21 protein-coding genes are annotated in these 25,132 nt (G+C 75.8%); 10 read left to right on the top strand and 11 right to left on the bottom strand.

Annotated elements, in window-relative coordinates:
• Positions 1–124: 124 nt before the first annotated feature.
• Positions 125–1,213, top strand: a complete 1,089-nt coding sequence (locus WDV06_RS11085; RefSeq protein ID WP_395509486.1) for a peptidoglycan recognition protein family protein — start codon at positions 125–127, stop codon at positions 1,211–1,213.
• Between the two features lie 9 nt (positions 1,214–1,222).
• On the opposite strand, the gene WDV06_RS11080 is transcribed toward WDV06_RS11085, so the two are convergent.
• Complete coding sequence (locus WDV06_RS11080; RefSeq protein WP_395509485.1) at positions 1,223–1,609, bottom strand: hypothetical protein; 387 nt, start codon at positions 1,607–1,609, stop codon at positions 1,223–1,225.
• A gap of 145 nt (positions 1,610–1,754) precedes the next feature.
• Here WDV06_RS11080 and sigJ point away from each other — a divergent pair, with 145 nt between their 5' ends.
• Positions 1,755–2,672 carry an RNA polymerase sigma factor SigJ gene (gene sigJ, locus WDV06_RS11075; protein WP_395509484.1) on the top strand — a complete coding sequence of 306 codons (918 nt, stop codon included), beginning with the start codon at positions 1,755–1,757 and terminating at the stop codon, positions 2,670–2,672.
• A 12-nt stretch (positions 2,673–2,684) separates the two neighbouring features.
• Here sigJ and WDV06_RS11070 read toward each other — a convergent pair whose 3' ends face one another.
• From WDV06_RS11070 to WDV06_RS11055, 4 genes are all read right to left on the bottom strand, one after another.
• On the bottom strand, positions 2,685–3,353 hold the full coding sequence (locus tag WDV06_RS11070) for a DUF2278 family protein (RefSeq protein WP_395509483.1): 669 nt from the start codon (positions 3,351–3,353) through the stop codon (positions 2,685–2,687).
• A gap of 44 nt (positions 3,354–3,397) precedes the next feature.
• Positions 3,398–4,912, bottom strand: coding sequence for an alpha/beta hydrolase (locus WDV06_RS11065; protein ID WP_395509482.1), 1,515 nt, complete (start codon positions 4,910–4,912; stop codon positions 3,398–3,400).
• A 63-nt stretch (positions 4,913–4,975) separates the two neighbouring features.
• Positions 4,976–8,173 (bottom strand): amidohydrolase family protein, encoded by a 3,198-nt coding sequence (locus WDV06_RS11060; protein WP_395509481.1) that lies wholly within the window; start codon positions 8,171–8,173, stop codon positions 4,976–4,978.
• Positions 8,174–8,328: 155 nt separating this feature from the next.
• Complete coding sequence (locus tag WDV06_RS11055; RefSeq protein WP_463668211.1) at positions 8,329–9,765, bottom strand: multicopper oxidase family protein; 1,437 nt, start codon at positions 9,763–9,765, stop codon at positions 8,329–8,331.
• Between the two features lie 328 nt (positions 9,766–10,093).
• On the opposite strand from WDV06_RS11055, the gene WDV06_RS11050 reads away from it, so the two are divergent.
• The 3 genes from WDV06_RS11050 to WDV06_RS11040 all read left to right on the top strand — a co-directional run bounded on the left by WDV06_RS11050 (position 10,094) and on the right by WDV06_RS11040 (position 13,485).
• Positions 10,094–12,034, top strand: a complete 1,941-nt coding sequence (locus WDV06_RS11050) for a choice-of-anchor R domain-containing protein (protein ID WP_395509479.1) — start codon at positions 10,094–10,096, stop codon at positions 12,032–12,034.
• 5 nt (positions 12,035–12,039) lie between these two features.
• The gene (locus tag WDV06_RS11045; protein WP_395509544.1) at positions 12,040–12,618 is read left to right on the top strand and encodes a TetR/AcrR family transcriptional regulator; all 579 of its coding nucleotides are present in this window, start codon (positions 12,040–12,042) and stop codon (positions 12,616–12,618) included.
• Between the two features lie 81 nt (positions 12,619–12,699).
• On the top strand, positions 12,700–13,485 hold the full coding sequence (locus WDV06_RS11040; protein ID WP_395509478.1) for an SDR family oxidoreductase: 786 nt from the start codon (positions 12,700–12,702) through the stop codon (positions 13,483–13,485).
• A 141-nt stretch (positions 13,486–13,626) separates the two neighbouring features.
• Here WDV06_RS11040 and WDV06_RS11035 read toward each other — a convergent pair whose 3' ends face one another.
• The 3 genes from WDV06_RS11035 to WDV06_RS11025 are packed head-to-tail and all read right to left on the bottom strand — an operon-like array spanning position 13,627 to position 18,016.
• Positions 13,627–14,814, bottom strand: a complete 1,188-nt coding sequence (locus WDV06_RS11035; RefSeq protein ID WP_395509477.1) for an anhydro-N-acetylmuramic acid kinase — start codon at positions 14,812–14,814, stop codon at positions 13,627–13,629.
• On the bottom strand, positions 14,811–16,571 hold the full coding sequence (locus WDV06_RS11030; protein ID WP_395509476.1) for an MFS transporter: 1,761 nt from the start codon (positions 16,569–16,571) through the stop codon (positions 14,811–14,813). The genes WDV06_RS11035 and WDV06_RS11030 overlap by 4 nt, the downstream gene beginning before the upstream one ends.
• Positions 16,568–18,016 (bottom strand): L,D-transpeptidase, encoded by a 1,449-nt coding sequence (locus tag WDV06_RS11025; protein ID WP_395509475.1) that lies wholly within the window; start codon positions 18,014–18,016, stop codon positions 16,568–16,570. Before WDV06_RS11025 ends, WDV06_RS11030 begins: the two co-directional genes overlap by 4 nt.
• Before the next feature lie 170 nt (positions 18,017–18,186).
• On the opposite strand from WDV06_RS11025, the gene WDV06_RS11020 reads away from it, so the two are divergent.
• The gene (locus WDV06_RS11020) at positions 18,187–18,807 is read left to right on the top strand and encodes an L-threonylcarbamoyladenylate synthase (RefSeq protein ID WP_042810236.1); all 621 of its coding nucleotides are present in this window, start codon (positions 18,187–18,189) and stop codon (positions 18,805–18,807) included.
• 62 nt (positions 18,808–18,869) lie between these two features.
• Here the strand turns inward: WDV06_RS11020 and WDV06_RS11015 are convergent, their stop codons facing one another.
• On the bottom strand, positions 18,870–19,520 hold the full coding sequence (locus WDV06_RS11015) for a MerR family transcriptional regulator (RefSeq protein ID WP_395509474.1): 651 nt from the start codon (positions 19,518–19,520) through the stop codon (positions 18,870–18,872).
• A gap of 87 nt (positions 19,521–19,607) precedes the next feature.
• Here WDV06_RS11015 and WDV06_RS11010 point away from each other — a divergent pair, with 87 nt between their 5' ends.
• The 4 genes from WDV06_RS11010 to WDV06_RS10995 all read left to right on the top strand — a co-directional run bounded on the left by WDV06_RS11010 (position 19,608) and on the right by WDV06_RS10995 (position 22,147).
• Positions 19,608–20,126 (top strand): DUF4188 domain-containing protein, encoded by a 519-nt coding sequence (locus WDV06_RS11010; protein WP_395509543.1) that lies wholly within the window; start codon positions 19,608–19,610, stop codon positions 20,124–20,126.
• 8 nt (positions 20,127–20,134) lie between these two features.
• The gene (locus WDV06_RS11005) at positions 20,135–20,764 is read left to right on the top strand and encodes a hypothetical protein (RefSeq protein WP_395509473.1); all 630 of its coding nucleotides are present in this window, start codon (positions 20,135–20,137) and stop codon (positions 20,762–20,764) included.
• 85 nt (positions 20,765–20,849) lie between these two features.
• Positions 20,850–21,080: a DUF6296 family protein gene (locus WDV06_RS11000; RefSeq protein ID WP_395509472.1), complete on the top strand. Its 231-nt coding sequence runs from the start codon at positions 20,850–20,852 to the stop codon at positions 21,078–21,080.
• A gap of 152 nt (positions 21,081–21,232) precedes the next feature.
• Positions 21,233–22,147, top strand: a complete 915-nt coding sequence (locus WDV06_RS10995) for a carbonic anhydrase (protein ID WP_395509471.1) — start codon at positions 21,233–21,235, stop codon at positions 22,145–22,147.
• 85 nt (positions 22,148–22,232) lie between these two features.
• Here WDV06_RS10995 and WDV06_RS10990 read toward each other — a convergent pair whose 3' ends face one another.
• Both WDV06_RS10990 and WDV06_RS10985 read right to left on the bottom strand, forming a co-directional pair.
• Positions 22,233–23,495, bottom strand: coding sequence for an MFS transporter (locus WDV06_RS10990; RefSeq protein WP_395509470.1), 1,263 nt, complete (start codon positions 23,493–23,495; stop codon positions 22,233–22,235).
• Positions 23,492–25,021: a hypothetical protein gene (locus WDV06_RS10985; RefSeq protein ID WP_395509469.1), complete on the bottom strand. Its 1,530-nt coding sequence runs from the start codon at positions 25,019–25,021 to the stop codon at positions 23,492–23,494. The genes WDV06_RS10990 and WDV06_RS10985 overlap by 4 nt, the downstream gene beginning before the upstream one ends.
• Positions 25,022–25,132 lie beyond the last annotated feature (111 nt).

The raw sequence follows: 25,132 nt of genomic DNA, 5'->3' as shown, positions 1-25,132 counted from the left end.
CGGCGGATGCCCGTAACCCCTCGCCGGCTCCCTCGTTGAAGCAACCGGTCAGCGAAGTGGTGATGCGCCGGCCGGGCTCCCGGAGCCGGGCCGGCGCATCGCGTCGACGAGGGAGAAGTACCGCGTGCGAAGCCGCCGATCACGGCACACGACCGCCGCCGTGACCGTGGCCGCCGCCCTGGTCTGCGCGCTCACCGCCACGGCCGCGACCGGGGACCAGCCCGCCGCTCCCCCCGCCGCCGCCCGGGCCTTCACGCTCACCGCCGGCGGCCCCGCTCCCGCCCTCACCGCCGCGCACACGGCGGCCTTCAGCATGCTGGCCGTCACCGAACCCGCCGGCCGGACACCGGAACCGGGCGGGTACCGGGTCCGGACCCGGACCCGTTCCTCCGGCTCCTGGTCCGGCTGGACGGTGCTGGAGCCCGGGGAGCCCTGGTGGGCCGGGCCCTCCACCGGGGTCGAGGTCCGGCCCGCCGGCGCGGGCGCCGTCCTGGCGTCCGGACTGCGCCTGGACCTGGTCGACCCCGGTCCCGGCCCGGCGGCCGGTCCCGTGACGGCGGTGTACGAGGGGGCGGGCGCAGGGCCGCGCCGCCCCCGGGTCGTGCCCCGCGCCGACTGGGGCGCGGCGGAGGACGACCGCTCCCCGGTGGTCCACGGCCGGGACGTCGAGGCGGTGTTCGTCCACCACACCGCCCAGACCAACGCCTACGACTGCGCCGACTCCCCCGCCATCGTGCGCGGGCTCCAGGTCCTCCACCAGCGGGCCAACGGCTGGAAGGACCTCGGCTACAACTACGTGGTCGACAAGTGCGGGACGGTCTTCGAGGGCCGGGCCGGCGGCTCGGACCGGCCCGTGACCGGCGCGCACACCCTCGGCTTCAACACCGACACCCTGGGCGTCGCCGTGATCGGCCGGTACACGGACGAGGAGGCCCCGCCCGCCGCCCTGGAGGCCGTCGCCCGGCTCGCGGCCTGGGCCCTGCGCCGGTACGGGCACGACCCGCGGAGCACCGTCACCCTGACCTCATCCGTCGACAACGGCCGCTTCCGGCGCGGCGAGCGGGTCACCGTCGACCGCATCTCCGGCCACCGCGACGTGTTCGCCACCGAGTGCCCCGGAACGGCCCTCTACGGCCGGCTCCCCGAGCTCCGCGCCCGGGCCGCCGACCCCCTGGCCGGCCTGCTCCCCGGCCTCGCCGGCCTGCCGGCCTGACCTGACCCCCTAGGGCCTGTCCCGGCGGTGGTGGGCCAGGTCCAGGACGCTCAGCCCGAACATCGTGACGCCCAGCGGTACATGGACCGAGGGGACGTGGGCGATGCCCAGCACCACCTGGACCGAGGCGAGCACGAGGAACCCGGACGCGTACAGCACCGGGCGGGGCGACCCGCCGCCCGGCCGCCAGGCCAGGACCGCCGCGAGCACGTACAGCATCGTCGCGCCGTACATCACGCGCGCCCCGACGCCGTGCAGCACCTCGCCGTACGAGGTGGACAACAGCAGTCCGGCGGTGACGGCCTGGAAGAAGACCGCCAGGGTCTGGAGGGCCGTCGCCGCCCGCAGGTACGCCGTCGCGCGCCGGGTGGTCGTCGTCGTCTCGATGGTCGCCATGGAAGGGCCCCTTCTCTGCCTCGCGGCGGTGGTCGGTACTGTCTCGCTGGTCCGACGACGCGGCCCCGCGGAATGTGAGGCGCGGGTCGGGAGCGGAGCCGGGGCAGCCGGCGGGACCGAGCGGAACCGAGGAGCGGCCGAGGCCATGAACACCGTCCCCGAACCGGAGCCGGACGTGATCGCCGGCGAACGACGCCATCTGGCCAACCTCGCCTACCGGATGCTCGGTTCGCTGACGGAGGCCGAGGACGCGGTCCAGGAGGCGTACGCGCGCTGGTACGCGATGGAGCCGCGGCGGCGGGCGGCCGTCCGGACCCCGGGCGCGTGGCTGACGACGGTGGTCAGCCGGATCTGCCTGGACGTGCTCGGCTCGGCGCGCGTCCGCCGCGAACGCTACGTGGGCGCGTGGGTCCCCGAACCCCTGCCCGACCGCACGGAATGGCCCGGCGGATCCGGCGGGGCGGCCGACCCGGCGGACCGGGTCACCGCCGACCATTCGGTGCACATGGCCTTCCTCGTCGTCCTGGAGTCGATGACCCCGGCCGAACGCGTGGTGTTCGTCCTCCACGACGTCTTCCGCTACCCCTTCCCCGAGATAGCCGCGATCGTCGGCCGGACCCCGGCGGCCTGCCGGCAGCTGGCCTCGTCGGCCCGCCGGCGCGTCGGGCCGGACCGCGCACCCACCGTGTCCGTCCGCGAACAGGCCGCCCTGCTCAGGGACTTCAAGGAGGCGTGGGAGGCCGGCGACATCGGCGCCCTGGTCGCCCTCCTGGACCCCGGCGCCACGATGGTCGCCGACGGCGGCGGACTGGTCAGTACGGTCCGGCGCACGATCGAGGGCAGCGGGGACATCGCGGCCTACCTGGCGCACATCGCGGGCCTCTCCCCCGGCCTGACCCTCCTGGAGCGCACGGTCAACGGCCTGCCGGGCCTGGTGGCCCAGCGCGACGGCCACACGGTGACGGTGGCGGCCTTCCACCTCGCCGAGGGCCGCATCGCCCGCATCTGGGCGGTCCGCAACCCGGAGAAGCTCCGGCCCTGGACCGCCCCCGAACCCGGCTGACGGCCCGGGACGTCAGCCCGCCCCTGTCGGACGGCCCTCGGCGTCGGTGGGCTCCAACTGGTCGGCGAACCGGCTCAGGAAGACGTCGTACCAGCCGTCCGGCCGCCGGGTGAGGACGGCGCCGTCCTGCCAGGTGCCGTTCTCGGCCCACCACCGGCTGCCGTGCGGGGCGCCCTGGTTCTGGTGGACGTCGCGCATCCCGAGGCCGTGGTCGAGGGGCGTGCCGAAGACCAGGACCTCCCGGCCGGGCACGAGGAGGGACTCCAGGGCCGCGGCGGCTTCGAGGCGGGAGCCCGACACCCACGGGCGAGGCGGGTGCAGCCGGTCCAGGAGGCCCTGGAGCCAGGCGGGCGGGTGGCGCAGGAACAGGAAGCCCGGACGGTCCACGAGGGCGGGGTGGCGCTGGTGGTCGAGGGCGCCGGAGCCGCGCGACATGGAGAGTTCGTGGTAGCCGGGGCCCATGGCCGGAACCGGGTCGAGGATCGAGGGGGCCAGGGTGAACACCTTCCACTGGACGCCGGTGGCGGCGCGTTCGCCGTCCACGTCGACGGCACAGTGGTAGCGGCCGGCGGGCGCGTCGACCTCCAGGTTGACGTGGAACCGGTGCCCGGTGGTGCCGGGCCCGTCGCGGAAGTGGCGGTGCAGCGTCCCTGACAGCACGCCGTAGGAGTCGAGCGGCATGCGGCCAGTCAACCACCGGCCCGGGGGCGGGGGCGGGACCGGGGTCAGTTCGGGCAGTCGGTGTCCCGGGCCGGGCGGGTGCCGGTGGTCAGGAAGCGGGTGACGGCGGCGTCGCCGCAGGCGTTGCCGTTGCCGAGGTACATGCCGTGGCCGCCCTGTTCGACGGTGACCATCACCGCCCGCCCTCCCAGCGCCTCGCGCATCTTCAGGCTCGCGGAGTGCGGGGTCGAGGGGTCCTTGCGGCTCTGGACCATGAGGATGTCGGACGGGCCGCGGTCGGTGATCCGGACCGGCGGCACGGCCGGCGCGGTCTTCCAGAAGGAGCAGGGGGTGACGTTGACGGGCATGCCCGCCGTCAGCGGGTGGCGGGACCGGTCCTCGTCGACGGCGCGCTGCTGGTCGGCGGCGGGCAGCAGGGGCCAGGCGACGTCGTTGCAGATGACCGCGGCCATCTGCGAGGCGTCCTGGTCGCGCAGGGGCTGGGCCAGTTCGGGCGGGAGGACGGGGGTGGCCCGCGGGTCGCGCAGGGCCAGCAGGAGCCGGGCGAGGCCGGGGAAGGCGGAGTCCCCGTAGAGGGCGTTCTGCACCGCCTGGCGCAGGCCGTTGCCGGTCAGGGGCACGCCCGGGGTGGTGGTCGGGCGCGGGGCGCGGTCCAGGGAGGCGGCGAGGGAGAGCACGAGGGGTTCCACCTCCTCGGGGCGCCCGGCCAGGCGCAGGCCCTCGCCGTCCCGGGCGGGGTCGGCGGCCCAGGCGGCGAAGTCGGGGAAGCGGTCGTCGGCGCCCTTGCCCATGTTGGCCAGCCAGCCCCGGGCGACCCGCGCCGGGTCGGGGTCGCCGCTGCTGTCGAGGACCCAGCGGTCGGTGCGCCCGGGGTGGGTCTGGGCGTAGACGGCCCCCACGTAGGTGCCGTACGAGACGCCCCAGGCGGAGAGCTTGCGCTCGCCGAGCGCCGCGCGGAGGCGGTCCAGGTCGCGGACCTCGTTGGCGGTGGTGAAGCTGCGCAGGACCGCTCCGCCGTTCGCGGCGCAGGCTTCGGCGACGCGCCGGGAGCGGGCGAGGTTGCCGCTGATGTCGCCGTCCGGGCCGGGCCAGGAGCGCAGGGCGGTGAGGTAGCGGTCCTCGGGGGCGAGGCCACAGGTCGCGGTGGTGCTGCCGCCGACGCCGCGGGGGTCGAAGGCGACGAGGTCGTAGGCGCCGGCGAGCTCCTTCTGCAGGGCGGTGCCCTTCTGCGCCAGGCGCTGGACGCCGGAGCCGCCGGGACCTCCGGGGAGGAGGACGAGGGTGCCCCGGCGGGCCGCCGGGCGGTCGCTGCGGACGCGGGAGACGGCCACGCTGATCCGCGGGCCGTCCGGGTCGGCGTAGTCGAGCGGGACGGGGAGGTCGGCGCACTCCTGCGCGTCGGGACCGCCGGGCTTGGCGCAGGGGCGCCAGTCGAGGCGGGGTGCCGCGGAGCGGGGGCCGTCGGCCGCCGCCGCGGAGGCGGAGGGGACGGCGGCCGCGGTCAGGGCGGTGGCGGTGGCGAGGGCCAGCAGGAGGGAGGTCGTCCGGTGGGTCGTCATGGCGCAAGCCTCGCCGACCTGCGGGCGGGGCCCCATCCGGCGGCCCGGTGGCCGCCAGGGGGGTTAACCCCCGTGCAGAGAGGGGGTGTTGCAGCAGGAGTCGCGCCGCATCTGGTTCCGGACCGGGTGCCAGGCGGCCGGGGCGGGCGCGGCGGCGGGCGCGGGGTGGGCGGCCTCCAGGGTGCCGCGTTCGTGGAGGGTGCCGGCGCGCAGGACCGCGCGGACGCGGACCAGGTCGGCGAAGTCGGTGAAGGGGTCGCCGTCGACGAGGGTGAGGTCGGCGTACTTGCCGGGTTCGACGGTGCCCAGGTGGGCGTCGGCGCCGAAGACGCGGGCCGGGGTGCGGGTGGCGGTGGTGAGGGCTTCGGCCGGGGACAGACCGTAGCGGTGCAGCGCGCGCAGGGCGAGGTGGAGGTGGAGCCCGACGGGGGTGAGCGGGGCGTCGGTGCCCAGGGCGATCCGGCCGCCGCCGTCCAGGACGGCGCGGTAGACGGCCACCTCCCGCTCCAGGGAGGCGAGTTGTTCGGGGCTCGGCGGCTGGGCGGCCGCGGCCGCGACGGCGGCGGCGTCCCAGGGCGGCATCAGGGCCGTGACCCGGGGGTCGGCGGCGAGGGAGGGATCGGCCCCGAGGAGGGGGAAGGCCGTGAACGGGGTGGCGATCAGGTCGAAGCGGCCGTGCGTGTACACCTCCAGCGTGTCCTCCTCGGTGTGGCCGCCGGGGGTGGCCCCGTGACCGTACTCGGCGCGCTCGGTGGCGATCAGATGGGTGGTCAGGTCCTGGCCGGACTGGATGCCGGGCGCGCACAGGTGGGAGCCGGACAGGACGCCGAGCCGTTCGTGGGCGAAGCGGGCGGCCTCCTCCATGGTGGCGTAGGGGGCGCGGACGTAGGTCTTGACGAAGTCCCAGTCCAGGGCGGCGGCGCGGGCCAGGGAGCGGGTGAAGCCCTCGGGGGTGCGGTGGGCGCGGCCCATGCTGTAGGCGACGCGGGAGCCGTCGAGGAGTTCCCCGCCGGCCAGGAGCCGGGGCGCGGCGAGCCGCTCGGCCCTGATGTCCTCGCGCAGCCGGGCCTGTTCGTAGGCGGAGCCCCCGAGGGAGACGGCGGTGGTGACCCCGTAGGCGAGGTGCAGGAGGCCTTGGCGGGCGCCGTAGGTGTAGGGGTACGGGTGGACGTGGGAGTCCCACAGGCCCGGCAGGACAGTGCCCCGGGAGGCGTCGACGGTGCGGGCGGCGCGGCGGCCGGGGCGGTGGGGTTCGACGGCGGTGATCCGGCCGCCGCTGACGAGGACGTCGACGTCGGCGCGGGGCGGGGTGCCGGTGCCGTCCCACAGCAGTCCGGCGTGGACGACGGTGTCGACGGGTGCCGGACGGCGGTGGGTGAGGGCGACGGGGACGGTGCGCGGGGCTCCGGCGGGGTGTCCGTCGGCGTCGAGGGGGAGCAGGCGCAGACGGCCGGCGGACTGGTAGAGCAGGGTGCGGGAGTCGCCGGACCAGGAGGGGTGGTCGGCGCTCTCGTCGGTGAGGCGGCGGGCCGCGCCGGTGGGGGTGCCGTCGGGGCTGACGGGCAGCAGCCACAGGGCGGACTCGCTGACGCAGGCGAGGAAGCGGCCGTCGGGCGACCAGACGGGGCCCGAGGCGTAGCGGTCGGAGAGCGAGGCGTGCGGGGCGAGGGCCTGGAGGCGGGCGGCGCCGGTGGCGGTGTCGACGATCCGGATGAGGTTGTAGCCCTCGCGGAACCGGCGGCTGAGCCGGTTGCGGTCGCAGAGGGCGAGGTGGCGTCCGTCGGGCGACCAGCTGGGCGGGCTCGGCAGTCCGCCGCCGCCGAGGGCGGTGACGAGGGGGGTCTCCGTGCCGGTGGCGAGGTCTCGGACGGAGAGCCGGCCGGAGAGGTCGAGGGCGGCGAGGCGGGTGCCGTCCGGGGAGAGGGAGCCGTAGACCCGGCCGGGCGGCGACAGGACGGTCTCGCGGCCGTCGGCGAGGTCCCGTCGGCGTACGGTGTTCAGGCCGTCGCGGTCGTCGGTGTAGAGCAGCGCGCGGCCGTCCGGGGTCCACACCGGGTTCTGGGGGTAGGCGGTGGCGGGGGCCTGGAGGACGCGGCGCGGGGGTCCGCCGGTGACGTCCGCGACCCAGAGGGCGCCGAGGGCGGCGAAGGCCACGCGGCGGCCGTCGGGCGCGAGGGCGGGCAGGTGGATCCCGCGTACGGGCAGGGGCCGTTCGGCCTCCAGGACGTACTCCTTGACCCGGTAGCGGGGGCGGGCCACGTCGAGGGTGGCGTCGAGGGGGATCTCCTCGCCGGTGCGGTCGAGGTGGGGGCGGACGGTGCGGAACCGTCCGTCGAGGGTGATCAGGAGGCGGTCGTCGCCGAGCCAGCGCGGAGGGGCGGGGGCGAGGTCTCCGTCGAGGAGGACGGGGCGGCCGTCGGCGTAGAGGGTCAGGTGTTCGGCCCTGCGCGGGCCGGGGGTGGCGCAGAGCCAGGCGGTGCGTCCGGCCGGGGAGAGGGCGGGGGCCAGCAGGCTGCCCTCGGCGGCGGTGTGTTCGGTGCGGAGGGGCCCGGTGCCGTCGGCGGCCGCGGAGGCGAGGGTACGGGCGGTGAGGCCGCCCTCGCCGGTGGGAGTGGCCCGGACGAAGAGCACGCGGGAGCCGTCGGGTGTGAAGACGGGGTCGAAGTCCTCCCAGTCGCCGCCCTGTTCCGGTCCGTCCTGCCCGGGCAGACCGGTCAGGCGGCGCAGACCGCCGTCCCCGAGGGCCACGGTCCAGATCCGGTACGGGCTGCCGGCCACGGGGTCGCCGCCGCGTTCGGAGCAGAAGGCGAGGGTGCGGCCGTCGGGCGACCAGGCGGGAGCGCGGTGGTCGAAGGGGCCGTCGGTGAGCCGCCGCAGTCCGGTGCCGTCGGCGCGCATCACCCAGATGTGGAAGTTCCCGCCGCGGTAGGCGCTCAGGGCGACGCGGCCGCCGTCCGGGGAGAGCACGGGGCGCCCCGGTTCCAGGTCGGGAGGGGTGAGCCGGGTCGCCGGGGAGCCGTCGGGCGGCAGGGACCACAAGGCCCCCTGGACCTCGGCGATCACGCGGTCCCCGGAGGCGGTGGCGGTGGCGGCGCCGTTGGTCGTACGGGTGAACCGCAGGCGCACGGGCGCCGCCGGCCCGGCGGGGACCGGAGCGGGCCCGGGTGCGGGGCCCGGGGCCGCCGCCTCGGCCCGGGAGTGTCCGAGGAGCGCCTCCAGCGCCCCCGCCGAGGCCGCCCCCAGTACCGTCCTGCGCGCCATCCGCATCCCGAGCGTCCCTCCCTGTCCGCCGGTCCCGCCCGCCGGTCCCGTCGGACAGCCGAACGAGCGGGGGTCCGCCCGGGCAACGGGCCCGGACGCGGGCTCACCCCGGCGGGCCGCTGCCGCCGGGGTGAGGATACGCAGGGGGGCGGGCGTCAGGAGATGCGCATATTGGCCATCATGCCCATGGCGCCGTGGTCGAACAGGTGGCAGTGGTAGACGTAGGTGCCGCGGTAGCCGGTGAAGGTGGCCTGGAGCTTGACGGTCTCGCCGGGCTTGAGCGGGACGGTGTCCTTCAGGCCGGTCTCGGGGCCGGAGGTGACGGGCTGGCCGTTGCGCTCCAGGACCCGGAACTGGACCAGGTGCATGTGGAAGTTGTGCGGGGCGATCTTGTTGGAGTTGCGCACGGTCCAGATCTCGGTGGCACCGTAGGCGATCTCGGTGTCGATGCGGTCCATGTCGTACGTCTTGCCGTTGATGTACGCGCTGCCGCCGGGGGCCTCGTCCATGCGCATGTCGAACTCGCGGTTGACGGTGGCCGCGCCCAGCGGGGGCAGGGTGCGCAGCTGCTCCGGGACGACGCTGCGGTCCGGGGCGGTGCGGGTGACCCGGAACTGGAGCACCTTGCCGACCACGTCCGCGGACTCGAAGGGTGCGATGTCCTTGTTGCGCAGCTCGATGACGGTGCCGACCGGGTAGCGGGAGAAGTCGATGACCACGTCGGCGCGCTCGCCGGGGCTGATCTTGACGACGTTCGTGCGGTACGGGGCCGGCAGCAGGCCGCCGTCGGTGCCGATCTGCACCAGCTCGGAGTCGTCGGCGAGGGAGAGGTCGAAGAAGCGCTGGTTGGAGGTGTTGGTGAGGCGGAAGCGGTACTTGCGGGAGGCCACCTCGAAGTAGGGCCAGGCCTTCCCGTTGGCGAGGACGACGTTGCGCTTCTTGAAGTCGCCCATGGCGTAGACGAGTTCGCCGTTCTCCAGGAAGCGGGCGTCGCGCAGCGAGACCGGGACGTCGTACTGGCCGGAGGGCAGGCCCAGGCGGCGCTCGACGTCGTCGGTGAGGATGTAGGTGCCCGTCATCCCGCGGAAGACGTTCTCCGACTCCATGTGGTGGGCGTGGTCGTGGAACCACAGGTTCGCGTGCGGCTGGGTGTTGGGGTAGGTGTACGTCTTGGTGCCGCCGCCGGCGGGGATCAGGTCCATCGGGGAGCCGTCGCTGTCCTGCGGGACGTGGGCCCCGTGGAGGTGGATCGAGGTGGGGACGGCGAGGTTGTTGGTCTGCTTGATCACGACCCGGCGGTGGGACTCGGCCTTGATGACCGGGCCGGGGAAGGATCCGTTGAAGGTGCGCAGGGGGGTCCGCAGCCCCGGCACGATCTCCTTCGTGGCCTCCTTGAGGGTCATGCGGTAGTAGCTCGTGCTGCTGGTGCTGAAGTAGGGCGCGAGGACCGGAGGCAGCGGCATCTTCTGCGTGAACTTGGCTATGCCGGCCGCGTCGAGCTCGGCCGCCTCGGCGGGAGCGGCCTCCTTCGCGTTCGCGTTCACGACCGGCAGCAGCATGCCGCCGGTGCCGACGATGCTGGTGGCCGCCACGCCTGCCTTGAGTGCGGTCCGTCGAGTGATCACTGTTCCCCCGGTGGGTACTGGCCCGGCGCCTCACGTGCCGGTCGGTTCGGGTGGGCGCACGGGTGCGTGGTGGTGGACGAGGAGAGCCTGCGCGAGGCCGGTGGTGCCCCGCTGGTGCGGCTGTGGAGGACCGGTGAAGGCGTGCGCCCGAACGGGGGACTTCGCGGAGTGTCCCGCGCGTGGTGTGCGCATTCGCGGCCGACGCGGCGCTCCAGCCGGGGATATTGGATGAATAGCGCCGTCCGCGCGCTCTGCCAGGCTTTTTGACGGTTCATCACAGTGGAGGCAATGCGTGATGCGCACACGGTCCGCGCTGGCGGCCACCGCCCTGCTCACGACGCTGCTGCACGCCGCGGACGCCACGGCCGGTGCGGCCGCCGCGAGCGGGCCCCCCGCCCAGGCCCGGCGGGCGGCGCCGGACCGTCAGGCGGGGCACGACACGGCACTGGCCGGGATCAGGGGCGGCGGGAACGCCGGGGCACAGGAGTTCAGCACCGGGGCCGGCCGGCTGGAGCGGGTGAGCCTCTACCTGAGCAGCGGTGCGGGCACCGGGAGCGTGCGCGTGCAGGTCCGCACCGTCCGGGACGATCCCGGGTCCGCGGTCGCGGACGCGGCCGTCGACCTGGCCGGGCTGGGCGGGGCGGGGGCGGGCTGGGTGGAGGTGCCGCTGGCGGCGGCCGTACGTCCGGGCGCCCGCTACTGGCTGTTCGCGCAGGCCACGACGGCGGAGGACAAGCCGGTCGTCTGGCACGGCACGCGCGGGGACGGGGCCGGGGCTCCGGCCGGGGCCCGGTACGACGAGGCCGGGGGCGGCTGGCGGGATGACGCGGGGCGGTTCGCGTTCTACGTGAACCCGTCGGGCGCGGAGCGGTGCGGGGAGGCGGAGGCCTGTTACGTCCCGGCCTCGCTGAAGCCGGCCCGCACGGCGGGGCTGCTGGCCGACGGGGCCGGCGCGGTGGAGGCGGTCGAGCCGGCCTTCGCCGTCGGCGCGCACTACGTGCCGGGAAGCAACGTGCTGGAGCTGCCGTCCGGGCGGTGGCGCTACCTGCCGGCGGGCGCGGCCAAGTCCCGGGTCGTCGCCGCCGGGGACCCGGGGGCCCTCGCGCAGATCGCGGAGTCCCGGCGCTGGCTGGCCTCGGGGACGGTCCCGGGCGGTCCGGGGGCCCGGCGCGAGGCCGCCGAGCGGGCGCTGCTGTCGATGCGGGCGCTGCTGCGGCCGAACGGGGCCTTCGCCGCGGCCTGGTACCCGTTCTGGGACTTCTCCTGGCCGCGGGACTCCGCCTTCGCCGCGGCGGCGTTCGCGCACACGGGCCACGACGAGGAGGCGTACCGGATCCTGCGCTACAGCGCCCGCACCCAGCGGGCGGACGGCACTTGGGAGGCCCGGACCCGCCTCGACGGGTCGGGGCCGCCCGACAACCGGCCGTGGCAGCTGGACGCCAACGGCTGGGTGCCCTGGGCCGCCTGGCAGTGGTACCGCACCGCGCCCGCCGCGGACCGCACGGAGCGGCTGCGGGCGCTCTACCCGGCGCTGGCGAAGGCGGCCGACTTCACGGCGGGCTCGCTGGACGCGGAGGGGCTGCCGCCCGCCTCGCCGGACTACTGGGAACTGCCCACCACGACCGCGAACATCGGCACGGCCGCCCCGCTGCTGGCCGGGCTGAACGCCGCCCGCGACCTCGCCCGGGAGCTGGGGCGGGACGCGGACGCCGAACGCTGGGCGCGGGCCGCCGGGCGGCTGGAGGCGGGGATCGCGAAGCGGTTCGCGCCGAAGGGGTACGGGCGCACGGCCGACGGGCTGCACGGGCGCGACAGCGCGGCGGCGTTCATGGCGCCCCCGTTCAACACCGCGCCCGCGGGGCTGTCCCGGGCGCTCGACGACACCTTCCGGGAGCTGCGGCGGCCCAACGGCGGGCTGGTCCCGGGCAGCGACCCGGACACCCGGTGGGGGAACGTCACCTGGACGGCGAGCACCTCGTTCTTCGCCCTGGCCTGGACGGCCTCGGGCGAGCGCGCGAAGGGCGGGGCGGTGCTCGACTGGGTGCTGGCGCAGCGCAACCTGCTGGGCGAGCTGCCGGAGACGGTGGACGCCCAGGGGCTGCCGAAGGCCGTCGTACCGCTGGGCTGGACGGACGCGCTGGTGCTGCTGACCCTCGCCGGACAGGACGGTGCGGGGCCGGTGGCCCCGCCGGAGAGACCCGTACTTGACCCATGGGTCCAGAATGATGTTGGATGACGATCATGGGAAGGCCGAAGCAGTTCGATCCTGATGCCGCCGTCGAGCAGGCCATGCAGGTGTTCTGGCGCCAGGGTTACGCCGCCACCACACCGCAGGACCTGGTCGACGCGCTCGGCATCGGCAAGGGCAGCCTCTACCACGCCTTCGGCAGCAAGCACGCCCTGTTCGAACTGGCCCTGCGCCGCTACCGCGACAGCCAGGCGCTGGCCGTGATCGAGGCGCTGGGCGGGGACGGCCCCGTCAAGGACCGGCTGCGGGCCGCCCTGCGGATGCTCGTCGAGATGGACCTCACCGATCCCGACCGGCGGGGCTGCATGGCCGTCAACACGGCCGCGGAGCTGGCCGGGGCCGACGAGGTGGCCGCCGAACTGGTGCGGCGGATGTTCGACCGCACGGAGGAGGCCCTGCGGGCGCTGGTCGAGGAGGGCCGGCGCTCGGGGGAGATCTCCGCCGAGCGGGACGCCCGTGCCGTCGGGAGCATGCTGCTGAGCACGGCCGTCGGCCTGCGGCTGCTGGCCCGCGTCGCCGAGGGGCCCGAGCGCCTCTCGCTGGTGGTCGAGGCCACCGTCGACTCCCTGTAGGACCCGCTCCGGGCCCGCCCCGCGAGGGGCGGCTCCGGCATGCCCGTGTTTTGTACCTGTAGCTCAAGAATTGGGGACCTCATGAAGCTCGGACTGCACGACAAGACCGCCGTCGTCACCGGCGCCGGCCGCGGGATCGGCCTCGCCACCGTGCGGACGCTGGTCGGGGAGGGCGTGCGCGTCGTCGGCGCCGCCCGGACGGTCACGCCCGAACTCGCCGCCTCCGGCGCCGTGGGCGTGGCCGCGGACCTCGCCACCGCCGCCGGGGTGGCCGCCCTCGCTGAGGCCGCGCACGCCGAACTGGGCGGCGTCGACCTGCTCGTGAACAACGTGGGCGGCGGCGACCCGGAGGGCGGGCTCACGGGTTTCCTGGACAGCGACGACGCCCAGTGGGCCCGGTACCTGGACCTCAACCTGATGAGCGCGGTGCGGCTGACCCGCGCCGTGCTTCCGGGGCTGGTCGAGCGCCGGGGCGCCGTCGTCAACGTCTCCTCCGTCTGTTCCCGCCTGCCCGCGACCGGCCCGGTGGCCTACAGCGCCGCCAAGGCGGCGCTCGGCGCGGTGACCAAGTCCCTCTCCGAGGAGTTCGGGCCGCGGGGGGTGCGCGTCAACACCGTCTCTCCCGGTCCCACCCGTACCGCCGTGTGGGAGGCCCCGGACAACTTCGGCGCACTGGTGGCCGAGGCCGCCGGGGTGGGCCAGACCGCCCTCCTGGAGCGGCTCCCGGCGGACTTCGGCCTCACCACCGGCCGGATGACCGAGGCCGCGGAGGTGGCCTCGGTCATCGTCTTCCTGCTGTCCGGTCTCGCCGGCAACGTCACGGGCGCGGACTGGGTCGTCGACGGCGGGATGGTCAAGACGGTCTGACGCCCGGCGTGGGCACGGCGATCAGGCACCACCTCCCGTGCCGGGGGGCGGCGGGCCGGCCGTGCCGGTCAGGGCGCGGCCCGGGCCCGTGAGGACGGTCCGCGGCCGGGTGGCCGCCGGAGGCCGGGGGCCCGCCGGCGCTCACTCCGCGGCCGGGCCGACGGCCAGCCGGAGCGGTGCGCGGGCCGGGGCGGGCGGCAGCCGCAGAGGGTGGCGGCCCGGGGTGAGGGAGCCCAGCACCCGGGGTCCCCGGGCCCCGGTGCACCCGGGGACGTTGCCGGGCAGGCCGTGCAGGGTCAGGAAGCCGAGCACGGCGAAGGCGTACGCCTCCTTCGCGGCGGCGGGCAGGCCCAGCACGTCGGAGCCCAGCAGGGCGGTGTCCGGGGGGAGTTCCTCGCGGAGCATCCGCATCAGCACCGGGTTGCGGGTGCCGCCGCCGGAGGCGATGACCTCGGTGACGCCGAGCGGGCGCAGGGCGTCGGCGACGGTGCGGGCGGTGAGCCGGGTGAGGGTGGCCAGGAGGTCCTGGGGGGCGACGGGGTCGAGGCCGTCGAGCGCGGCGCGCAGGTGGCCGGGGTGGAAGAGCTCCTTGCCGGTGGTCTTGGGGGCGGGCAGCCGGTAGTAGGGCTCGGCCAGCAGGCGCCGCAGGAGCGGTTCGTGGACCCGGCCGGCGGCGGCGAGCGCGCCGTCCTCGTCGTACGCGCGCCGCCCTCCGGTGAGTTCGGTGACGGCGGCGTCGAGCAGGGCGTTGCCGGGGCCGGTGTCGAAGGCCGTCGGCGGGCCCGCCGGGGGCAGGGCGGTGACGTTGGCGATGCCGCCGATGTTCAGCGCGGCGGGGGCACCGGGGCGGCCGTGCAGCAGCATCCGGTCGACGAGGCCGACGAGCGGGGCTCCCTGGCCGCCGGCCGCGATGTCGCCGGGGCGGAAGTCGCAGACCACGGGGCGTCCCGTGGCCTCGGCGATCCAGGCGGGGCGGCCCAGCTGGAGGGTGCCGTGGACGCGGCCGCCGGTGCTCCAGTGGTAGACGGTCTGGCCGTGGGAGGCGATCAGTGCGGCGCGGCCCCCGCACAGCTCGTGGTCGGCGCGGGCCGCGAGCCGGGCGAAGGCGCGGCCGATGAGGGTGTCGAGGCGGCACACGTCGGCCAGGGTGGTCGGCGCGGGCGGGAGGGCGGCCGCGAGCGCGGCTCTCAGGGCGTCCTCGTAGGGGGCGCTGACCATGCCGAGCGGGACCAGGCGCAGGGTCTCGCCGCCGTCCTCCAGGGTGAGCCGGGCGGCTGCCGCGTCGACGGCGTCGTACGAGGTGCCCGACATCAGGCCGACGACCTTCACCGCAGGGCCCGGCGGTGGCCGCCGCCGCGCAGGCCCGCCAGGGCGAGGGCGCTGAGGGCGCAGGCGCCGGCGGCGTAGTAGGCGGGGACGTCGTCGTTGCCCGTGGCGGCGGTCAGGGCGGTGATGACGAGGCCCGCGCAGCCGGAGAACACCGCGTTGGCGAGGGCGTGGGCGACGCCGAGTCCGGTGCAGCGGACGTGGGCGGGGAACATCTCCGCGAGCATCGCGGGCCCGGGCCCGGCGAGCAGCCCGACGGTGGCGCCGGCGCCGCAGACGGCGGCGGCCTTCACGGGGGCCGGGGCGGCGGGGTCCTGGAGGAGGTGCAGGAGCGGCAGGGCGAGGAGGGTGACGGCGAGGGCACCGCCGAGCATGACGGGGCGCCGGCCGACGCGGTCGCTGAGGATGCCGGCGGGCAGGATCGAGGCGGCGAAGCCGAGGTTGGCGAGGGCGGTGGCGGCCAGGGCCTCCCGGAGGGACGCGCCGAGGGTGGCCTGGAGGTACGAGGGGAGCACGACGAGAAAGGTGTACCCGGCGGCGGACCACCCCATGACCCTCCCCACCCCGAGCAGCACCCCCCGGACGGTGTCGGCCCCGCCGGAGGGGCCCGGCCCGGGGGCGGCACCGGGCCCGCCGCCCGGGCCCGTACCGCACGCCGGGACGGCACCGCCCCTCCCCCCTCGGCCGGACGCATCCCCCGAACCCCCGCCGAGGGCGGGGGCCGGGGCCCCGCCCGCCCCGGATCCCGGCACGGCACCGCCCTCCCCACCGCGAACGGGCCCCGGGCCGGTACCGGTGCCACCGGCCGTGACGGTGGCCGGGGCCCCACCGAAGCCGGACCCCGCACGCACCGGCACCGAAAGGGGCGTCACACCCGGAGCCCGCCCCGACTCCGGACCCGCGCCGGGGGCCGCGCCCGGAGGCCCGGCGGGCTCCGGGCCCGCGCCGGAGACGGCGGCCGGGCCCGTGGTGGCGCCGGGAACCGCATCGCAGGCGCAGGCGGCCCGCGGGGGCGCAACGGACTCCGCCGACGGCGCCCCCGCGTCGGCCGGGGCGGAATCCCCGGCCACGCCCGAGGCGTAATCCGCAGCCGGGGTGGGGGCTGGGGGGTGGGGCGGGGGTGGTTGTGGGGGGAGGGCGCGGCGGAGGGTCAGGGCCGTTGCGCCCAGGGGGAGGGCCAGGAGGAACGGGACGCGCCAGCCCCAGGCCGTCAGGGCCTGGGGGGACAGCAGAGCGGCCAGGAGGGCGGCGGTGCCGGCGCCGGCGAGGAGGCCGAGGGCGACGGTGAAGGACTGCCAGGCACCGTGGCGGCCGCGCCGGCCGGGCGGTGCGTGCTCGGTCATCAGCGCCACCGCCCCGCCGAACTCCCCTCCCGCGCTCAGCCCTTGCAGCGCACGCAGCAGGGTGAGCAGCCATGGCGCGACGGCCCCCGCCGTGGCCCGGGTGGGGAGCAGGCCGATCAGGGTGGTGGCGAGGGTCATCAGGCCCACGACGAGGATGAGGGTGGGCCGGCGGCCGATGCGGTCGCCGAGGCGGCCGAAGAGCAGGGCCCCGGCGGGGCGCAGGAAGAAGGCCACCGCGAAGGAGGCGTACGTGGCGAGCAGCGGACCGGCGCCCGCCGCCCCCACTCCCGGTGCGGGGGTGAAGAAGAGGTCGGCCAGGACGGTGGCGAAGCAGCCGTAGACCCCGAACTCGTACCACTCCACGAAGTTCCCCGCCGCGCCCGCGAGCAGCACCCGGCGCGGCCGGACGGGGGTCACGTCGTCGGGTCGAGGCGGGAGGCGGCGGCGTCGGTGCGGGCGGCGGGCGGTGCCGCGGCGGGGGTCAGGGCGCTGCCGGCCAGCCAGGTGCGCCAGTCCACGTTCCAGTCGCCGAAGCCGTTGTCGAAGGGGGACATCCGGTCGCCGCCGCTGTTGACGACCTCGACGATGTCCCCCTCGCGGACGGTCTCGTAGAACCAGGCGGCGTCCTCCGTGGACATGCCGGTGCAGCCGTGGCTGACGTTCTCCTCGCCCTGCGCCTCGACCGACCAGGGGGCGGCGTGCACGTACTCACCGCTCCACGTCACCCGCGTCGCGTAGAGGACGGGCAGGTCGTAGAACTCCTTGGTGCCCTTCTGGATCCCGACGGTGTCCCCGCGCATGCGGACCTTGGCCTCCTTGCCCAGGACGACCTTGATGCCGCTGCGGGTGCGGAAGCCCGCCTTGCCGGTGGTGACGGGGATGGTGCGGATGACGCGTCCGTTGCGGCGGACGGTCATCTCGTGGGCGGCGGAGTCGGTGACGGCCTCGATCCGGTCGGCGACGGTGAACTCCAGCGGGTCGGACGGGCCTCCGTACCCGAGGTCGCCGAGCGCGACCCCGTCGAGGCCGCTGCGAACGCGGACGACGGTGTGGGCGGGCCAGTAGGTACGGGGCCGGAAGTGCAGGGTGGCGTCGTCGACCCAGTGCCAGGCGCCCTCGACATGGGGTTCGGAGGTGACCTGGAGGGCCTGTTCCACGCGGGCGCGGGCGTCGGGGGCGTCGGCGGGCACCGGGCGGCTGAGCTCGGCGGTGACGATCTCGCCCGCCCCGTACGTACCGGGGCGGGGGCCGAACTCGGCGGTGAGGCGGCCCCCTTCGGCGGCGGGGCGTGCGGTGCGGAAGGCGAGGGTCACCCCGACGGGGCGGCCTTCGCCGTCCTGGGCGCTGACCTGAAGGGTGTAGCTCTCCCCCGCCCGCAGGGGTTCCGTGTTGCGCCAGCGGCCGCTGTCCGGGGCGATCTCTCCGGCCAGCCGACGGCCGTGCCCGTCGCGGACGGTCACGTCGGTGAGGCGGCCCGCCTCGGCGTGGGCGAGGGCGACCTCCAGCGGTCCGCCGGCGGCGGTGGGGAGCGTGCCGGTGCCACCGAGGGCCGGGTTCCACAGGAGGTCGGCGGTGCCGTCGGTGGTGGCCCGTACCCGCTGTTCCCGCCAGGCCCCGCACGGGCCGCCGGTGAAGGCGGGGGCGGCGCACCAGCGGGCGGCGGGGGCGGGTGCGCGGTCCAGGGCCCGTGCGTCCAGGACCCGTCCGACGAGCAGGGTGACCGCCGCGTCCCGCGCGGCGGGCCCGTTCCCGCGCCCGGGATCGCCGGTCCCCGCGGTGCGCCCGGGTGCTGCGGCGACGGCCAGCAGGGCTCCCGTCACCGCGGCCGCCGTGCTCCACGCCTTCGTCCGCGACATAGCCACGCGGCCCTCCCAGTTGTCGTGCCTCCGGATGGGAGCATCAAAGGGGACGAGGAGCCGGACCGATGATCGTACGCTCGGTCCTGCGGCCGAACGGGCACCGCAAGTGAACCCGGACGGAGCAGGAGGGACGGAGCGGAACGGCCCGCTCCCGCGTCCCGTAGGCTCGACGGATGGCGAAGTACTTCGACGTGCACCCCGAGAACCCTCAGCGGCGCACCATCAGCGGCGTGGCCGACAGCATCCGCTCCGGCGCGCTCATCGCGTATCCCACGGACTCCTGTTTCGCGCTGGGGTGCCAGCTCGGCAACCGGGAGGGACTGGCGCGGATCCGGCAGATCCGCGAGCTCGGCGACAAGCACCACTTCACGCTCGTCTGCCAGAACTTCGCCCAGCTGGGGCAGTTCGTGCACGTGGACAACGACGTGTTCCGCGCGATCAAGGCGTCGACCCCGGGCGCCTACACGTTCATCCTCAAGGCCACGTCGGAGGTGCCGCGCCAGCTGCTGCACCCGAAGAAGAAGACGGTCGGCGTGCGGATCCCCGACCACGTGGTCACCCAGGCGCTGCTGGAGGAGCTGGGCGAGCCGCTGCTGTCCAGCACGCTGCTGCTGCCGGGCGAGGACGAGCCGATGACCCAGGGCTGGGAGATCAAGGAGCGGCTCGACCACGTGGTGGACGCCGTCGTCGACTCCGGGGACTGCGGGACCCGGCCGACGACCGTCATCGACTTCTCGACCGGGGAAGCCGAGATCGTCCGCCGGGGCGCCGGCGACACCGCCCGCTTCGAATAACGGACTCGGGCGGACCGGCCGGACCCCGTACCCCCGGGCCCCGTAGCCCGGGCCCGGCCCCGTCAGGTGGTCCCGTAGCGGCGGACCGTCTCCTCCTGCTGCGCGATGCGGTGCATGGCCCGGAGGATCGGTTCGAAGAGGATGGTGGCGGCCACGGCCGCCTCCACCTGTTCCGCCTCCGAGGGGTAGGTCTCCACGAAGTCCAGGTCGTGGACGGCGACCTGGTGCATCATCCGGGCGTAGGGGGCCATCATCTCCGCGTTCCACGGGTAGCCCAGCCGGATCAGCGAGGCGACCGCCTCCACCAGCGCGGTGTGGTCCGGGCTGAGCGGGGCGAGTTCGCGGGCCCGCTCCCAGCCCAGCTCCTCCAGCAGCCGGTCGACCTCGCGGCGCGCCGTCACCTGGGCCTCGTCACCGTCCTCGGCGTCCGGCGCGGGCGGGTGCGGCAGGGCCCAGTGGGCCGCTCCCAGGCGGAACGAGCGGCCCAGGGAGTCGTCGTCCACGTGCCGGAGCACCTCCCCCGCCGCCGCCACCGAGAGCCCGCCGACCTGGAGCAGGGTGCGGACCAGGCGCAGTCGCCGCAGGTGGGCCTCGTCGTAGTCGGCGGTGGTGGCACTGATCCGCCGACCGGGCGCCAACAGGCCTTCGCGCAGGTAGTACTTGATGGTCGCGATGGAGACGCCACTGCGTTCGCTCAACTCTGACAGCCGCATCCCTTGCGCCTTTCCTTGGATAGCGCCACTATCTCATCTAGCCCCATGGGCAGTGACGCTACCCAATCCCACACCTGCGGAGGCCTCGTGTTCGCCAAGCCGGTTCCGGGCCCCACCACCGCGGCCCTCGAAGGTGACGCCGTGGTCCTGCTGATCGGGATGCGCATCAACCACTTCTGGGCCGTGCACTCCTGGCTGCCCGTGTTCACGGGCATGCCGCGGATGCTGCGCGAGCTGAAGAAGGACAGGACCCGCGGGCTCCTCGGCCACGTCCTGCTGACGGCCTCGCCGCGCACGTACTACGTGGTCCAGTACTGGGAGTCCAAGGAGAAGCTCTACGCGTACGCCGCGGCGCCCGACGCCCTGCACCACCGGATGTGGGCACTGATCAACCGCAGGGAGCGGGAGGGGAGGATGCGCCGGCACGTGGGGATCTGGCACGAGACGTACGTGGCGCCGCAGGGCTCGTACGAGGCGGTCTACTTCGACATGCCGCCGTTCGGGCTGGCGGCGGCCACGGGGGTGCTGCCGCTGGAGAAGCGCGGGCGCCGAGCCGCCGACCGCTTCGCCTACCGCCCGGCGGCAGCGGACGCACCGAAGCGATAGGGAGAACGATGTTCCAGCACGGCAGTACCCGGCGCCCCGCCGCACGGCGGGCCGGCCTCGTGGCGGCGCTCGGCCTGAGCCTCGCCCTCACGGCGGCGTGCGGCGGCAAGGACGCCCCGTCCGGATCGTCCTCGTCCTCGAAGGGCAGGAGCGGCTCCTGGAAGGCCGGCGACTGCGGCGGCCCCGACCCGAAGCAGGCGCCGGACGGCTACCGGGCGTTCGGCTGTGACGAGCCCGGCGCCACCTTCAAGGCCCTGGAGGTCACCTCGGCCGGGATCCTGCCCGGTTCGGTCCAGTGCCCGGCCGGGACGGACCTGATGATCCGCGTGTCCGTGTCGTACGGGACCTCCAAGGACGCCTCCAAGGGCGGCGGGATCCCCACCCACACGGTCTGCGGACGCAACCTCTCCGGCGACCACCCCGGGGACGCGGGGGCCGGAGGCGGGCAGCTCGTGAAGGGCGACTGCGTCTCCTCCTCGGCACAGGAGGTGGCCTGCGCGTCCGCCGGACGCGACGCCTTCAAGGTCCTCGACCTGGTCAAGGAGAAGGCGCAGTGCCCGGCCGGCACCAGCGAGCCCATGGAGCTGACCCTGTCGATCGGGCGCCCGTACGACGTGATCTGCACCGCGCCCGTGTGACCGGCGGGGCCGGGGCGGGGGCCGGCCGGTAAAGGGGAGGCAAAGCCGGGAGGCGGGACGGGCCGGAGGCGCCCACGATGGAGACATGAGCGCTGGACGGTACGAGCTGACGTTCCCCGGCGGCGCCGGGGCGGACGGGGACACCGTGGTCGTGGACCGTACGGAGTCGACCGGCCCCGGCGGACATCCGGTCTACGCCGACGCCACCGGCATCGTCCGCGCCGAGATCAGCGACCGGGGCGAGGTCCGCATGCTGGCTTCCGGCGGCCACCAGGCCCCCTCCCAGCGCGTGACGGCGCGCGCGCTGCCCTCCTGACCGGCCCCTCCCGACCGCCCCTTCGGGCTGGGCCGACGGTGGGAAAGCGGACCGCCCCCGCTCGCGCCTGGAGCCGCCGCGCCCGCACCGCGCCCGATACTCGCCTGGGTCGCCGCGCACGGGACCCGCACGGCGACCCGGAGGGACACGCGATGGACAGGGCAGGACCGCCACGCCGCTCGGCCCTGCTGGCCGGCGGTCTGGCTCTGGCCGCGGGCGCGCTCTCCGGCTGCGCGGCCACGGCCGGCGGCCCCGGCCGTACCCGGGCCCGGCCCGAGCCCGCCGCGCCGAACCCGCAGACGGACACGCCGGCCGAGGCCTACGCGCGGCTGATGGCGGGCAACCGGCGGTGGGTGGACGGCACGCTGCGCCACCCCGACCGCGACCCCACGCGCCGTGAGCTGGTCGCCCAGAGCCAGACGCCGTACGGGGTGGTCCTGGCCTGCATCGACTCGCGGGTGCCGCCCGAGCTGGTCTTCGACACCGGGCTGGGCGACCTGTACGTCCTGCGCACGGGCGGTCAGGCCGTCGGCCCGGTGGTCACCGGCTCCGTCGAGTACGGGCCGATGACGTCGGCCACCCCGCTGGTCATGGTGCTCGGACACCAGCGCTGCGGGGCCGTCCAGGCGGCGTACGAGGCGGCGCGCGACGGGAAGCGGCTGCCCGGCAACCTGGAGGCGATCGCCCGGGCCCTGCGGCCGGCGTACGAGCAGACGGTCCGGCAGGGCGGCCCCGACCCGGTGGACCGGATGATCCGCAACCAGATCACCCTGACCGCGGACGACCTGCGCGCCAACCGGGACCTCGCCCCGCTCGTGGAGAAGGGCGCCCTCGCGGTGGTCGGCGGCTACTACTCCCTCGACACGGGGAGGGTGGAGGTCCTCACGGGCGCCCCGACCGTCGCGACGCCGGGCCGCACGGGCACCCCGGGTACCCCGGGTACCCCGGGTACCCCGGGCCCGACGGTCACCCCCGGCCGGACGTCCGGGCCGGGCCGGACGAGCGGGCCGGAGCCCGCCGGGACCGCCGCACCGAGCGGCACCCCCCTTCCGACCGGGGCGTCCTGAGGCCGCCGCCGGCACGCGCACGAGCCCCCCGCCCGGCCGCGGGAACGCGGCCCGGCAGGGGGCTCGGGGCACCGGCCGCCGGCGGTCAGGCCGCCGGCGCGGGTTCGGCCGGAACGCTCCTGGCCGGCTTCGGCTCCGGGTGGACCGCCTCGTACGGCAGCCTGGGCTCCAGGCGCAGGACGCCCAGGGCCGACACCGTCGCGCCCGCCGCGAGGACCAGCCACATCGCCGTCGGCGACAGGGTGAGCAGGGCCGTCAGGACGGCCGGGGCCAGCGCGCTGGGCACCGCCCAGGAGAGCTGGTACACCGCCAGGTGGCGGCCCCGCGTCTCCTCCGGCGCCGCCTGCGCGCACAGCGCCGACGCCGTGGCCCCGTGCAGCAGCTCGCCCGCCGTGAACAGGACCGTCGCGGCGAAGACGCCCACCAGGATCACGGACTTCTCCCCCACCGCGGCGAGGGCGGCGAACACCAGGAACGAGGCCGCGAACACCGCCGCGCCCAGGGCCACGGCACGGGAGCGGCGGAACGCGACGAGCGCCCGGGTGACCGGGATCTGGAGGAGCGCGATCCCGACCGTGTTCACGGCGTACAGGACACCGACCAGTGAGGTGGACGCGCCCAGGTCCTGGGTGACGTACGCCGGGATGCCCACGGCGAGCACCGTGTAGCCGAACGCGGTGGGCACGTTGAGCAGGGTCAGGGCCAGGAAGGGCCGGTTGCGCGCGACGAGGCGGTAGCCGCCCTTGCGGGAGACCCGGGGGGCCGCCGAGCCCGGAGCCGTCCGCGGGATCGGGATGGACCCGAAGCAGACGGCGGCCAGCACGTATCCGGCGGCGGTGCAGAACACGATCACGTAGTAGAAGGCGTCGCTGCCCAGGGCGAGGACGCCGCCCGCGATCAGACCGCCCACGCCCAGACCGGCGTTGCGCAGGCTGCGCTGCGCGGCGAGCAGCTTGTCCCGCTCGGTGCCCTGGACGAACTCGGCGATGAACGACTGGATCGCCGGCGGGAACGAGGTGTCGCCCAGGGCCACCAGCAGGATCACGCAGAACATCGTGTAGCCGTTGTCCACCAGCGGGTACGTGCAGAAGCCCGCGGCCCGCAGCAGGTAGCCGCCGGTGACGACGGCCTTGGCGCCGAAGCGGTCGATGAGGACGCCCGCCGCCGGGTTGCTGATCAGACCGATCACGGCGGCGGCCGTCATCAGGGTGCCCACCTGGGTCAGCGGCAGCCCCGTCACGTGGTGGAAGTACAGCAGTGACAGCGGGAGGTACATGCCGGCGCCGGTGGCGTCGACGACCATGCCCAGCATGTACCGCGTCTTCGCGGACGGGCGGGCCCCCGTCATGACGCGTCCCCGATCACGCTGTGTTCGCGCACCCACTCGCCGAGCTCGCGCAGCCGGCGCTCGCACTCGGCGCGGTTCGGCGCGGTGCCGACGGCGGCGGCCAGGAAGTCGGAGGAGCCGGAGGCCGGGGCGATGACCTGGCCCTCCTCGGCGTAGAGCCAGAACCCGTCGAGCCAGGGCTCGTCGGGGACGGCCGGCAGCTCGCGCACCAGACCGGGACGCTTCATCATCAGCAGCTGGCCCGCCATGTGACGCGGCTTCGGCAGCCCGGCGGGGTCGTCGCCCTTGCGCACGGCCTCGTGGAGCGGGTGGCCGGCGTCGGCGCGGACGGCGTACTCGCCGAGGTGCACCCCGAACAGGCTGTGGAAGACCTCCCGGATCTTGGCGCCGCCGGGGCGGCAGGCGATCTCGCACAGCACCAGGCGGTCGTCCGGGGTGAGGAAGACCTCCATGTGGAAGGCGTGGTCGCGCAGCCGGGAGCCCTCCGGGGCCAGGGCGGCGAGGACCCGCTCGGCGAGGTCGAGCAGGCGCGGGGTGACCGGGTCGTCCTCGTCGAGGGTGAGGTCGATGCGCGGGCCGGGGTCGGAGGCGAAGGAGGACAGGTCGTACTGGTACTGCGAGGGCCAGGCCATCGCGACCCGGCCGTCGCGCACCAGGCCGTCGACGTGGCACATGCGGCCGGGGACGAAGCCCTCCAGCAGGACGTCGTCCCGCTCGCCGGCGGCGTACACCTCGGCCAGGGACTCCTCGAAGGAGGCCTCGTCGCGCAGGATGCGCAGGCCGATCGCGTTGAAGCCGCTGCGCTCCTTGAAGACCAGCGGGAAGCCCTCGGCGGCGGCGAACGCCCGGGCCTCGGCGGCGGTGCGGGGCTGGACCCAGGCGGCGACCTCGATGCCGGAGGCCTGGGCGCGGGTCTTCATCAGGGCCTTGTCGCGGAACGGCTTGACGTCGTCGGACCACGGGCCGCGCAGCCCGGAGTGCTGGCGCAGCCGGGCGGCCAGGTCCATGTCGCCCTCGTGCAGCGCGGTCACGCCGGTGATGTGGTGCTCCGCCATCAGTTCGAGGGCGCGGGCCTCGAACTCCGGTGCGTCGAAGTCGTCGTGGACCTCCAGGCGGGTGTAGCCGAGGTTGCCGTCGGGGACCTTCTCGCCGGCGAGCTCGATCTTCTCCCGGTTGGCGAGGACCACGATGTCGCCGGTGTGGTCCGGCAGCCAGGACCGGTACGGGAACGGCTCCAGCGGGTTCCGGTGGATGATCAGCAGGTTCTCGCGCGGGGCGATCTCCGAGGGCTGCGCGAGGACGGTGGCGCCGTCGGGGTGGGCGAGGGTGACGCGGACGTGCTCGCGGATCACCTGGGCGCCGCGGCGGATCGCGGCCGTGGTGTCCTCGGCGGAGACGGCGATCAGGCCGAGCCGGTCCCAGTTGTCGGTGAGCACGCGCACGCCGTCGCCGGGCTTGGCGCCCACGGTGACGGAGATGACGCCCTCGGCGGCGCGGGCCTCGTCGAGCCCGGCGACGGACTCCACGGTGGTGCCGGGGGTGCCGACCAGGGCGGGGGGGGGGGGGGGGCCGCCCGCGCCCCCCCCCCCGGCGGGCCCCCCGCCGCCCCCCCCCCCCGCGCCGGCCCCCCGCCGGCG

Origin of the sequence: Streptomyces racemochromogenes (assembly GCF_044129415.1) — a bacterium.
Taxonomy (GTDB): domain Bacteria; phylum Actinomycetota; class Actinomycetes; order Streptomycetales; family Streptomycetaceae; genus Streptomyces; species Streptomyces racemochromogenes_A.
The sequence above is the reverse complement of the archived record's forward strand: the minus strand, read 5'-3'. Positions and strand labels throughout refer to the sequence as shown.

What these genes read in the sequence shown, in the direction of transcription:
- sigJ (WP_395509484.1), top strand. Translation starts at nt 1,755, where the DNA reads ATGAACACCGTCCCCGAACCGGAGCCGGACGTGATCGCCGGCGAACGA.
- WDV06_RS10995 (WP_395509471.1), top strand. Translation starts at nt 21,233, where the DNA reads ATGGACAGGGCAGGACCGCCACGCCGCTCGGCCCTGCTGGCCGGCGGT.
- WDV06_RS11040 (WP_395509478.1), top strand. Translation starts at nt 12,700, where the DNA reads ATGAAGCTCGGACTGCACGACAAGACCGCCGTCGTCACCGGCGCCGGC.
- WDV06_RS10990 (WP_395509470.1), bottom strand. Translation starts at nt 23,495, where the DNA reads ATGACGGGGGCCCGCCCGTCCGCGAAGACGCGGTACATGCTGGGCATG.
- WDV06_RS11020 (WP_042810236.1), top strand. Translation starts at nt 18,187, where the DNA reads ATGGCGAAGTACTTCGACGTGCACCCCGAGAACCCTCAGCGGCGCACC.
- WDV06_RS11060 (WP_395509481.1), bottom strand. Translation starts at nt 8,173, where the DNA reads ATGGCGCGCAGGACGGTACTGGGGGCGGCCTCGGCGGGGGCGCTGGAG.
- WDV06_RS11015 (WP_395509474.1), bottom strand. Translation starts at nt 19,520, where the DNA reads ATGCGGCTGTCAGAGTTGAGCGAACGCAGTGGCGTCTCCATCGCGACC.
- WDV06_RS11000 (WP_395509472.1), top strand. Translation starts at nt 20,850, where the DNA reads ATGAGCGCTGGACGGTACGAGCTGACGTTCCCCGGCGGCGCCGGGGCG.
- WDV06_RS11045 (WP_395509544.1), top strand. Translation starts at nt 12,040, where the DNA reads ATGGGAAGGCCGAAGCAGTTCGATCCTGATGCCGCCGTCGAGCAGGCC.
- WDV06_RS11005 (WP_395509473.1), top strand. Translation starts at nt 20,135, where the DNA reads ATGTTCCAGCACGGCAGTACCCGGCGCCCCGCCGCACGGCGGGCCGGC.
- WDV06_RS11080 (WP_395509485.1), bottom strand. Translation starts at nt 1,609, where the DNA reads ATGGCGACCATCGAGACGACGACGACCACCCGGCGCGCGACGGCGTAC.
- WDV06_RS11050 (WP_395509479.1), top strand. Translation starts at nt 10,094, where the DNA reads ATGCGCACACGGTCCGCGCTGGCGGCCACCGCCCTGCTCACGACGCTG.
- WDV06_RS11065 (WP_395509482.1), bottom strand. Translation starts at nt 4,912, where the DNA reads ATGACGACCCACCGGACGACCTCCCTCCTGCTGGCCCTCGCCACCGCC.
- WDV06_RS11070 (WP_395509483.1), bottom strand. Translation starts at nt 3,353, where the DNA reads ATGCCGCTCGACTCCTACGGCGTGCTGTCAGGGACGCTGCACCGCCAC.